Raw genomic sequence first — 11,030 nt, 5'->3', positions numbered from 1 at the left:
GGGCGCGCTTTTGCCCGCCGGATGGGCCGTTTCGGCCGCTCAAACGCTGAAAACCCTCTTGGCATCGCCTCGCTCGCCGCTATCTGAACCAAGCTATAGGTGAACGAGAACAAATGACAAACGATCGCGTGTCCCTCTCTCCCGAACTCCGCGCCGCGGCGCTGGCGTCGAAGGCCTGGCCTTATGAGGAGGCCCGCAAATTGCTGGCGCGCTACCCGAACGGCAAACCCGGCGGCGCCCCGATCCTGTTCGAGACTGGCTATGGCCCGTCGGGTCTGCCGCACATCGGCACCTTCAACGAAGTGCTGCGTACCACGATGGTGCGCCAGGCTTTCCACGCGCTTTCCGACCAGCCCACCCGCCTGATCGCGTTCAGCGACGATATGGACGGGCTCCGCAAGGTGCCGGGCAACGTACCCAATGGTGAGATGCTTGCCGAATATATCGGCAAGCCGCTGACCAAGGTGCCCGATCCGTTCGGCAAGTTCGAAAGCTTCGCGCACCACAACAATGCGATGCTGCGCGATTTCCTCGACCGCTACGGTTTCGATTACGAGTTCCTCTCGGCGACGGACTGCTACACCTCGGGCCGGTTCGACGAGGCGCTGAAGTCCGTCCTGCGCAACTATGACAAGATCATGGGCGTGATGCTGCCGACCTTGCGCGCCGAGCGGCAGGCGACCTATTCGCCGGTGCTGCCGGTCAGCCCCAAGTCTGGCATCGTGCTGCAGGTGCCGGTCGAGGTGGTCGATGCCGAGAAGGGCATCATCCGCTTCGTCGATGATGGCGACACGATCGAACAGTCGATCCTCGGCGGCCAGGCCAAGCTGCAGTGGAAGGTCGACTGGGCGATGCGCTGGGTGGCGCTCGGCGTCGATTACGAGATGGCGGGCAAGGATCTGATCGATTCGGTCGTCCAGTCCGGCAAGATCGCGCGGGTGCTGGGCGCTAAGCCGCCCGAGGGCTTCAACTATGAGATGTTCCTCGACGAGAAGGGCGAGAAGATCTCGAAGACCAAGGGCAACGGCCTCAGCCTCGAACAATGGCTGACCTACGGCCCGCAGGAGAGCCTGGCCTTCTACATCTATCGCGAGCCCAAGAAGGCCAAGTCGCTGCACATGGGCGTGATCCCGCGCGCGATCGACGATTATTGGCAGTTCCGCGGCACCTATCCCGGCCAGCCGATCGAACAGCAGCTCGGCAACCCGCTCCACCACATCCATGATGGCGCGGTGCCGACCGAGGCGCTGCCGGTGACCTTCGGCCTGCTGCTCAACCTCGCCGGCGTGCTCGGCGATGCCAGCCGCGAGCAGATCTGGTCCTATCTTTCAAACTACGTGCCCGATGCGACTCCGGAAAATTATCCGGAGCTCGACCGGCTGGCCGGCTATGCGCTCGCCTACACCCGCGATTTCGTCGCGCCGACGCTCAAGCGCCGCGCGCCAGACGAACGCGAGGCGGCGGCGCTCAAGGATCTCGACGCGGCGCTGGAGAAGCTTGGGCCCGATGCGAGCGCCGAGGACATCCAGAACGAGGTTTATGAGATCGGCAAGGCGCATTTCGGCAAGGAGGCGCTGCGCGACTGGTTCAAGGCGCTCTACGAAACCCTGCTCGGCTCCAGCCAAGGGCCGCGGATGGGCAGCTTTATCGCGCTCTATGGCGTGGACAATTCGCGCGGGCTGATCGCCAAGGCTCTGACGATGCCGGCTGAAGCGCCTAGGGCCTGAACTGACCGATCTCAGGCGACGTTCGATGAACGGTCATGTGGCGTCGGCGAACCGACGCGTCAGAGCGAAACCTTTCGCCGGACCTGGAGGTTCTGCTCTTCGGTCCTGCCCCTTTCGGACCGACGCCGACGGTTTCGGTGTCGGCCGCGCCGGAGCGCACTCGCCGGCGCGGCCCCACCGGGCGGCCGGTCCCCGATTGTGATGGTCAGCGCCGCTTCCGTCATCATCTCCCACATTCAAGCGCATCGATTATCGCATGCCGGATTGCAGGGACCATGCGCCGGCGGAGAGTGTTTCAGCGCGGCGGAAAGCTGACCCGCACGATCGTGCCGCCCTCCGGCGCATCGAGAATGATCACGCTGCCACGATGATGCTCCACCACCTGTCGAACGAGACTCAGGCCGAGCCCGGTTCCCGTCGATCGCGGCCGCAGGCGATAGAATTCGTCGAACACATTGTCCCGTTCCTCGGGCGGAATGCCGGGGCCATCATCCTCGACCTCGAAGGACGCATCCTGAACACGAACGATGACGCGATTGCCGCCATGTTCGACGGCATTCTGCACGAGATTGGTCAGCACGCGCTCGATCGCCCCGACATTGCCCATGATCGGTAACGCATGATCGACCTGCACTTCGATCGATTTGCCCGCCGCGATCAGCAGCGGCGCAAGATCGGCTGCGGTTCGCCGGGCGAAGGCGGCAAGGTCGATCACGTCCTCCGGCGGGTTCTGATCGAGGCGATGGAGGTCAAGCAACTGCTCGGTAAGATTGGCGAGCCGCGCGACCGTTGCTGCCAATTGCCTTCTGGTCGCCGTGCCGGCGGCCTCGATCTTCACCTGCAGCAGCGCGATCGGGGTGCGCAGTTCGTGTGCGGCGGAAGCGATGAAGCGGCGTTGGCGGTGATAATCCTTGTCGAGCCGGCTGAGCGCGTCATTCACCGCGCGGACGAGCGGTTCGATCTCGCGCGGCACTTCCTTCTCCGAAAGGCGGGTGCCGCGGCTGTTGGCATCGATGCCCTCCGCTTCCCTGGCGATCCGGTTCACACCGGCAAGCGCCCGGTTCACGATCAGCGGCGTGGTTACGATTGTCACCAGCGCCAGAACGAGAAAGATCGGAACGACGACGAGATTGGAGAACAACGCCACCGTCAGCGTGATGGTGGTGATCTTGCCATGGCCGATAATCGTCAGCGTACCCGCCGGGCCCTTCTCCCGCCGGATCACCGCCGACAGGTCATAGGGGGCGGAGCCATCGCGCAGATGCGCGTAGGAAATATCGGCGAGGATCGCGCTCGATGCCTTATATTGGCTCGGCACATTGCCGAAGGAAATGAGGCGGCCCTGATCGTCCCGCGCGAGAAACCAGAGATCGGGCGCGGCGCGACGCAATTTCTCGAGTTCGGGCGTCATGCGGACGGTCAGGCTGCCATCGTCGCGGCGGGCGATAGCCTCGGCCACCACTGTCGTCATCTCCTCGTCGACATAATGGCCGCCCGCGTCGATCCGCAGCAACAGCGCCATGAAGATGGTGAAGGTGATCAGCGAGATGACGAGCTGGAACAGCAGCGGCTTGATGATCAGCGGCCGCTTCAGCGATGGTTGCCGCCGGCTCATGCGCGGGCTCTCAACAGATAACCGACGCCCCGGATCGCGTGGATCTCGACCTCGGCGTCGGCTTCGGCGAGTTTGCGACGGAGGCGCGAGATATGGGAGTCCAGCGTGTTCGACTGCACCTCGTCGTCGAAGCCGTAGACTGCCTGCTCGAGCGATTCGCGCAGCACGGTCCGCCCGCGGCGACGCAATAAGGTCGCGAGAACACGCATTTCCCGCCGCGGGAGGTCGAGCCGCCGGCTGTCCACCGACGCCTCGTCGAACGCGAGGTCGAATTTCAGGCGACCGACGCGGACCTCGTCCGGCGTCAGTTCGTTCGGCCGGCGGCGCAACGCGCGGATGCGCGCCAGCAATTCCTCGAATGCGAAAGGCTTGGCGAGATAGTCGTCGGCGCCCTCGTCGAGCCCGGCGACGCGGTCTGACAATTCGCTGCGCGCGCTGAGTATGATGATCGGCACGCCGGGATTGCGCCGTCGCAGCGGGGGGATCAGCGAAAGCCCGTCTCCATCGGGCAGCGTGCGATCGAGGACGACAAGATCATGCACGCCGAACGAGGCCGCTTCCTCGGCAATCGAGAGGCGGTCGGCCCAGTCGACGACGCATTGTTCCTGTTCGAGCAGGCCGCGGATCGTCGCTGCCAGCTCGGCCTCATCCTCGACGAGCAGAATGCGCATCAACTGTCCCTGCTTTCCTGCTGCGGCGGCGCCATCGCGTGGCGATGCAGCCGGTCATTCGCACCGATACCAGCGTCCGTCCGCAGCACGATAGCTGTCGGATCGTCCGTCGTAATTTCCATAGCGATCCTCGCAATAGACGCGACGGTCACGCCCTCCGTCCCCGTCCCGGCCTTTATCCTTGTTCTTCTTACTGGCCGCCGCAGCGATGATCCCGCCGGTGATCGCGGTGCCGACGACGCCCGCGACGATACCGTCGGTCTTTGCATCCTTGCGCCGCTCGCGTTCGCGTTCGCGCCGATTCCGGTCAGGGTCCCAACGGTCCCGGTCGCGCTCGCAGCGTTCGCGGTCGCGGCCGTCGAGGCGCCGGCATGACGAGGATTTGTCCCAGCCCTGCGCATAAGCCGGGGTGGTGACGGGGCCGACCGGAAGCGCAAGTGCCGTCGCAGCCACGATCAACATCCACCAGCCTGTTCGCGAAGCCATGCTTCATACTCCTTACAGCGCATCCGCACCCTGGATGCCCCGCCAAGGGACCATGTGGACATTGCCTCAACATGGCGTCGCGCCGGTCCGGGCCGATCCGGGCCGGCGTCAGGCTGCCGCAATGTTCGTGACCGATTCAGCGCGAACCCAGCGCCGTGCAGGGCGGCCAGAGCGAGAAGGATGTTCGATGAAGATAACCATCAGTGCGGCGAGCGCGCTTGCGATTCCCATCGCTGCCGCGGCGCAGACCCCATCGCCGCCGCTCGACAGCGACACCGCGTTCGCGGCGATGGACGCAAACAAGGATGATCATGTCGATCGCGCCGAATACCGAGCCTATGTGCAGGCCCGTTTCGCGCGGCAGACCGCGGCAATGGAAACCGCCTTCGCCACAATGGACAAGGACGGGAGCGGCCAGGTCAGCAAGGCGGAGGCTGCCATGGTCCCGGTGATCGCCGGAGCGTTCGAAGGGCTCGATGCCGACAGCGATGGTGGCCTGTCCAAGGCCGAACTGCAGGATGCGCTGGTCAAGGCGCAGGCCATCGAAGCCGCACGATAACCCGCTTCCGCCGTCAGCCGCCCCTCCCCCAACCCGGCTGACCGCGGCTTGGCCAGTGCGTGCCGCCCATCACCGAATGGGGCCGCACCGGCCAATGCCGAAGAGGCGCGCACTTCATCCCGAAGCCGGCATGCCGCCGCGTTGCGCTGCAATCCAGTCGTCGATCTTGTGCTCCAGCACCTGCATCGGCAGCGCGCCGCTGCCCAGGATCTGCGCATGGAAGGCGCGTACGTCGAAACGCCCGCCAAGTTCCGCCTTCGCCTTCGCCTTCAGCCGCAAAATCGTCATCTGGCCGATCTTGTAGGCCAGCGCCTGGCCGGGGATGGCGATATAGCGGTCGACCTCGATCGTCGCATCGGTGCGGCCCATGCCCGAATTGGCGAGCATGTAGGTGATCGCCTGGTCGCGGGTCCAGCCCTTCGCATGAATGCCGGTATCCACGACAAGCCGCATCGCGCGCAGCATCTCGTCGTTCAGCCCGCCAAAGCGCTGATAGGGGTCGGTCTCCATCCCCAGTTCAGGCCACAGCGTTTCGGCATAGAGCGCCCAACCCTCGACATAGGCCGTGTTGCCGCCGAAGCGCTGGAAGTTGGGCAGCCGCGGATTTTCCTGCGCGATGCTGATCTGGAAATGATGCCCCGGGATCGCCTCGTGCAGGTACAACGTCTCCATCCCCCAGGTGAAGCGGGATGGCAGGTCGTAGGTGTTGTAATAGAAGGTGCCGGGCCGGCTGCCGTCGATCGACCCTTGCGCATAGGATCCGCCGGCGTCGCTCTGCTCCCGATAGGCCGGCACCGGCTGGACCGACAGCCGCGTGCGCGGGATTGATGAGAATTGCTCGCGCACCTTCGCGTCGACCTTGCGACCGATTTCCTCGTAACGCTCCCGGATCCAGTCGGCGGAGCGCGGCTGGAAGCGCGGGCTGGTGCGCAGGTGATCGAAGAAGGCGGCCAGATTGCCCTTGAACTTCACCTGCCGCCGGATCGCATCCATCTGCCGCCGGATCCGCGCGACCTCGGCGAGCCCCAGCGTGTGGATCTCGTCGGCGGTCATCGGCAGCGTCGTATTCGCCTCGATCAGCCAGCTATAGAGCTGCGTGCCTTCGGGCATCGCCGAAAGCCCCACCTGGGTGCGCGCGGCGGGGCGGTAGGTGGTGCGCAGGAACTGCGCCAGCCGGCGATAGGCTGGGTAGACGTCGTTGCGGATCGATGTGGCAAGCTGGCGGCGGACGAGCAGGACGTCGGCCGGCTTGAAGTCGGCGGGCGGCCGCGCCGCAGGCTGGTAGAAGGGGGATTGTTCCACCGGCTGGGCAAGCTGCGTGTCGAGCTGGCCCAGCACCTTGTCGACGATGAGCCGAGGCTGGACGATCCCCGCTGCCATCCCCTCGCGCAGCCGACGGATGGTGCGGTCGATCTGCCGGCCGAAATCGCGGTTGCGCGCCAGATTGTCGCGATAGTCCGCCATCGTTTCGAACGGCGCGGGGGAGGCGCCGGAGGCGATGTCGGGATACCAGGTCTGGATACCGGTGAAATGATCGATCGGGCGCAGCGCCTGCAGGCGCAGCAGCGCCGGCTCATAGCCTTTCAGCGTCGTTTCCGCCTGCCATTTGAAACTGTCATAGGCGATGCGGTCGGCGGGGGAGAGCGCGCTGCGGTCGATCGCGGCAAGCGCCGCCAGATCATGCCGCACTGCGGCGGCCTCACCCGCGAAATAGGCATCGCTCATGCTGTCGCCCAGCCGGTCGGCGCGACTGGTCACCCCGCGATACAAAGCTGCGATCGGGTTGCGGCGGAGATAATCCGCATCGCTGCGGTCGAACAAGGCGCTCAGTTCGGCTGACGGATCCGGGCGAACGGCAGCGACGGCCGCGGGTCCATGCGCGCCTGTGGCGGCAAGGCAGGTGGCAAGGGCAAGAATCAGCGGCGCGGCGGCCGGCAGGCGAAGCATCGTCCACCGCTACCGGTTCGTCGCACCAACAGCAAGCCGCCCCCGAAGCAGGGAGAACTCCGGGGGCGGCAGGATCGCGGATATTCTATCGCATCACCAATAGAAGCCGCGGATCACATCGAGGACGCGGCCGTTGCGGATGTTGACCAGCAGCACGTCGTCATAGTGGCGGATCCACCGCGTGTTGCGGCCGGCGGCCGGCAGGCGATAGCGGTAGGGATCGTTGATGTAATAGCGCGACGAATAATAGTTCGGCCGCAGCACGACGCCTGTGCGGAACTGCTGGTAGCGGAACGGCGCATTCCAGCGACCACGCGAATAGACGGCACGGTTGCGCTCGCGATAGGCGCGCCAGTCGTCGCGGCGGGCGTTGCGATAGTCGCGGCGGTCTTCATGATAGTCGCGTGCGGCCTCGCGGACGTCGCGGCGCTGCTCGCGGATTTCGCGACGGTCGCCACTGCGATAGGCGTCGCGAAGATCGCGCTGCTCCTGTCGCAGATCGCGTGCGCTGCGCCGGACTTCCCCCGCCGACTGCGCGCTCGCCACCGCGGGCATTCCGGTCGCCGCCGTCGCCGCCATCAAAGCCATGATGATCATCTTACGCATCGGAACTTACTCCTCCTTACGGGTGCGGGGCAAAACACCGCCCTCGCGTCCACAGTTCCCATCTGCCCGATTCGATCTGAACCGGTCGGGAATGCGGCAGAAAGGAGCCAGTCATAATTGTCGCAAGATGTCGCGGAGCGACGATGCTCCTACGTCGGTAACCTCGGTTCAGCGCTTATATTCCGGCAACCAGCGTTCTTCGCGGAACCATTTCGTGATGATGTATTTCACACCGGCCGTCACCGTCATGCCCTGGTGGTGCGTCATCGGGTTGTAGCCGCCATCGGGGTTCATGTTATTCCAGGCCAGCAGCATCCCCGCGCGCGGCTGCACGCGCAGCCCGGCATAGGGGAAATCGGTCTCGCCGCCCCCCTCGGGCGCGTTGAGATAGATCATCGCGGTCCAGCTGCGTTGGCCACCCGCCCACTGGGCATCGGAATAGCCGGGTAGGTCGGGATGCAGGTAATCGCTGTGGACCTTGAACTGTTGGCCGGGTGCGTAACGCTGGCCCTGCACCGTCTCGCCATTTTCGTGCGGCAGGCCGAACATGTCGGAAATACGCGTGTCGATCGCGTGGACCAGCGGGTTCCAGCGATCCAAGTTGCAGCTCTCGCTGTTACGGAATTCTGGATCGCCGGGATCGCCCATCAGCTCGGACGGCACGCGATCGGCCTCGATCATCGCTACGAGCTGCGCGCATTCCTCTTCGGTCAGCCATTGCTCGGCATAATAAAGTTCGATGTGCGGCGAATCTGCCTTGAACACGCCGGGTAAGGCGTCGAGTCGGGTGGCGACGATGCGTCCGATATCGGCCAGGCGCTGCGATGGGCGGCCGGGAGTGAGGTCATGGCTCATCGCCACTTTGTGTGGATTGGGCCGCGCCTGCGCAAGCGATAAAAAGAAAGGCCCCCGGCGTGCCGGGGGCCTCGATCGCTGCCCGAAAGGGGGGCGGATCAGTAGAAGAAGTCGTGGATCACATCGACGACATAGCCGCTGCGCACGTCGATCAGCAGCACGTCGTCATAATAGCGGACCCAGCGATAGGGGCCGTCCGCCGGCGGCAGCCGATACGACCAAGGATCGTTGATCCAATAGCTTGATCCGAACAGCAACGAATTCAGATAGATGCCGGTCGAATAGCGGCGGTAGCCATAGCCCCAGCCACGTGGCGCATAATAGCGCGGCAGCCGGTAATGGTTCGAATAGCGCGACCGATAGTTGCGCCAGTCATAACGCCGGTCGTTGCGCCAGTTGCGGTCCCAGCGTCGATCGTCGCGGCGGTCATTGCGCCAGTCACGGCGGTCGTCACGACGATCGTTGCGCCAGTCACGCTGGTCGTCGCGGCGATCGTTGCGCCAGTCGCGCTGGTCGTCGCGGCGATCGTTGCGCCAGTCGCGCTGACCGTCGCGGCGGTCATTGCGCCAGTCGCGCTGGTCGTTGCGGCGATCGTTGCGCCAGTCACGCTGGTCGTCGCGGCGATCATCGCGCCAGTCGCGCTGGCCGTTGCGACCATCATTACGCCAGTTGCGCTGATCGTTGCCACCGCCATTGCGCCAGTCGCGCTGTTGCTGCTGCTGTTGTTGCTGCGCGACACGCTGCTGGGCTGCGCGCTGCCGGAAATCGGGCTGGTTGCCCTGCGGACGATCTCGCCGGAACGTCTCGCTGCCGTCGCGGCGTTCCGCGCGGATAGTGCGGTCACGCTGCGGCACCGCGCCACGGAACTGGGGTTGCGGGGCCGCGCGGGGCTGCGGTGCGGGGCGCGGCTGGGGCGCGGCACGTTGCGGACGTTCCGAACGGAACCCGCGGTCGCCGCGGTTCGGCGGATCCGCCATCGCCGGCGTTGCCGCCGTCGCGGCCATCAGCACCGCCATCAACAGCTTCTTCATTGTCATTCGACTCCTCGGGTGTCGCGATGCACGAACCGCGACCATGAGCCGCTTTTGTCATGGGTGCGCTGACATCAGTCTGAATTGCGCAGACAGCAGATAGAAAGCTTTTGCGATTCTACTTGGGGGGCGCCACCAGCGCCGGAACCGCGCGCGCCGCATCGGCAGGATCGATGCCGGGCGGCGGGGCTGCGGCGATAACCTCCTCGCCCCGCGCCACGCGCGCAGCGCGCTGCACCGCGCGGACGATCCGGGGATAGGTGCCGCAGCGGCAGAGGTTGGTTATTGCCCTGCGGATATCCTCCTCGCTCGGATCCGGCGTGCGACGGATCAGCACTGCCGCCGCCATCACCATGCCCGGCGTGCAATAGCCGCATTGCGGCACGCTCTCCGCCACGAACGCCTGCTGCACGGGATGGCTGCGGTCGCGCGTCAGTCCCTCGATCGTCGTGACGAACCGGCCTTCGCATGCGGCGATGCTGACTGTGCAGGATCGCACCGCGCGGCCATCGACATCCACCGTGCAGGCGCCGCAATCGCCGGTGCCGCAGCCATATTTGGTGCCGGTGAGGTTGGATGCGTCGCGCAGCGCCCACAGCAGCGGCGTTTCCGGATCCATGCGATATTCGACGGGCTGGTTGTTGACGGTGAAGCGGGTCATGGCCCTGCACCCCTAGAGCAGGCGAAGGCACTTGTCGTCCCGCGCGCCCACGCCGATATCGCAGCCATGAGACTTCCCAGCCTGTTCATCCCGCACGGCGGCGGCCCCTGCTTCTTCATGAACGAGGGCGGCCCGCCCGATCCGATGTGGCAGCCGATGGAGGCCTATCTCAAGACGATCGTCACCGGTCTGCCGGAACGGCCGCGCGCGATCCTGGTGATCTCGGGCCATTGGGAAGAATCGGTGTTCACGGTGCATGACGGCGCGAAGCCCGGCCTGCTGTTCGATTATTATGGCTTTCCGCCGCACACCTACGCGCTGCGCTGGGATGCGCCGGGCGCGCCCGATGTCGCGGCGCGCGCGGCCGAACTGCTGGAAGGCGCCGGCTTCCCCGCCGGGCGTGACGGCGCGCGCGGCTGGGATCATGGCGTGTTCATCCCCCTGAAGGTGGCGCTGCCCGATGCCGACATCCCCGTCGTCCAGCTCAGTCTCCGTCAGGATCTCGATCCCGCCGCCCACATCGCCGCCGGCCGTGCACTGGCGCCACTGCGCGACGAGGGCGTACTGATCGTCGGATCCGGCATGAGCTTCCACAACATGCGCGTGCGCGGGCCGCAAGCAACCGCCCCGTCCGAGCGGTTCGATGCCGCGCTCACCGCTGCGGTCACCGATCCCGATCCGGCAACGCGCGAAGCCAGGCTGGCGGATTGGCGCGCGATGCCCGAGGCCGAATTCTCGCATCCGCGCGAGGAGCATCTGATTCCGCTGATGGTCGCCGCCGGTGCCGGCGCCGACGATGCCGGCAGCCATGCGCATCGCAGCACGGTGATCGGCTGGACCGTTTCCGGATACCGCTTCGGCTGATATAGCCC

General features: G+C 65.6%; 11 protein-coding genes. 3 read left to right on the top strand and 8 right to left on the bottom strand.

The features are described from left to right. Positions 1 to 113 precede the first annotated feature (113 nt). Positions 114 to 1,727, top strand: coding sequence for a lysine--tRNA ligase (locus tag FHS96_RS09600; protein ID WP_429590007.1), 1,614 nt, complete (start codon positions 114 to 116; stop codon positions 1,725 to 1,727). A gap of 295 nt (positions 1,728 to 2,022) precedes the next feature. Here FHS96_RS09600 and FHS96_RS09595 read toward each other — a convergent pair whose 3' ends face one another. From FHS96_RS09595 to FHS96_RS09585, 3 genes are read right to left on the bottom strand one after another with little or no spacing between them, the layout of a single operon-like run. Continuing rightward, the gene (locus tag FHS96_RS09595) at positions 2,023 to 3,342 is read right to left on the bottom strand and encodes a sensor histidine kinase (RefSeq protein WP_429590004.1); all 1,320 of its coding nucleotides are present in this window, start codon (positions 3,340 to 3,342) and stop codon (positions 2,023 to 2,025) included. Next, complete coding sequence (locus FHS96_RS09590) at positions 3,339 to 4,013, bottom strand: response regulator (RefSeq protein WP_429590001.1); 675 nt, start codon at positions 4,011 to 4,013, stop codon at positions 3,339 to 3,341. The genes FHS96_RS09595 and FHS96_RS09590 overlap by 4 nt, the downstream gene beginning before the upstream one ends. A gap of 54 nt (positions 4,014 to 4,067) precedes the next feature. After that, positions 4,068 to 4,499 (bottom strand): hypothetical protein, encoded by a 432-nt coding sequence (locus FHS96_RS09585; RefSeq protein WP_429589998.1) that lies wholly within the window; start codon positions 4,497 to 4,499, stop codon positions 4,068 to 4,070. A 187-nt stretch (positions 4,500 to 4,686) separates the two neighbouring features. On the opposite strand from FHS96_RS09585, the gene FHS96_RS09580 reads away from it, so the two are divergent. Then, positions 4,687 to 5,058, top strand: a complete 372-nt coding sequence (locus FHS96_RS09580; RefSeq protein ID WP_429589995.1) for an EF-hand domain-containing protein — start codon at positions 4,687 to 4,689, stop codon at positions 5,056 to 5,058. A gap of 114 nt (positions 5,059 to 5,172) precedes the next feature. Here FHS96_RS09580 and FHS96_RS09575 read toward each other — a convergent pair whose 3' ends face one another. The 5 genes from FHS96_RS09575 to FHS96_RS09555 form a co-directional block, all read right to left on the bottom strand. Further along, on the bottom strand, positions 5,173 to 7,005 hold the full coding sequence (locus FHS96_RS09575; protein ID WP_429589993.1) for a DUF885 domain-containing protein: 1,833 nt from the start codon (positions 7,003 to 7,005) through the stop codon (positions 5,173 to 5,175). A 93-nt stretch (positions 7,006 to 7,098) separates the two neighbouring features. Next, positions 7,099 to 7,611 carry an RcnB family protein gene (locus tag FHS96_RS09570; RefSeq protein WP_429589990.1) on the bottom strand — a complete coding sequence of 171 codons (513 nt, stop codon included), beginning with the start codon at positions 7,609 to 7,611 and terminating at the stop codon, positions 7,099 to 7,101. A 168-nt stretch (positions 7,612 to 7,779) separates the two neighbouring features. Then, complete coding sequence (locus FHS96_RS09565; protein ID WP_429589987.1) at positions 7,780 to 8,466, bottom strand: prolyl hydroxylase family protein; 687 nt, start codon at positions 8,464 to 8,466, stop codon at positions 7,780 to 7,782. 98 nt (positions 8,467 to 8,564) lie between these two features. Then, the gene (locus FHS96_RS09560; RefSeq protein ID WP_429589984.1) at positions 8,565 to 9,497 is read right to left on the bottom strand and encodes an RcnB family protein; all 933 of its coding nucleotides are present in this window, start codon (positions 9,495 to 9,497) and stop codon (positions 8,565 to 8,567) included. A gap of 118 nt (positions 9,498 to 9,615) precedes the next feature. Then, entirely contained in the window at positions 9,616 to 10,158 is a 543-nt protein-coding gene (locus tag FHS96_RS09555) for a (2Fe-2S)-binding protein (protein ID WP_429589981.1), read from the bottom strand. 66 nt (positions 10,159 to 10,224) lie between these two features. Between FHS96_RS09555 and FHS96_RS09550 the strand changes: the two genes are divergently transcribed. Further along, positions 10,225 to 11,022, top strand: coding sequence for a DODA-type extradiol aromatic ring-opening family dioxygenase (locus tag FHS96_RS09550; RefSeq protein WP_429589978.1), 798 nt, complete (start codon positions 10,225 to 10,227; stop codon positions 11,020 to 11,022). Positions 11,023 to 11,030 lie beyond the last annotated feature (8 nt).

It is taken from the genome of Sphingomonas zeicaulis, from assembly GCF_050433225.1.
Classification (GTDB): domain Bacteria; phylum Pseudomonadota; class Alphaproteobacteria; order Sphingomonadales; family Sphingomonadaceae; genus Sphingomonas_D; species Sphingomonas_D zeicaulis.
This window is presented reverse-complemented; position numbering and strand designations above follow the sequence as displayed.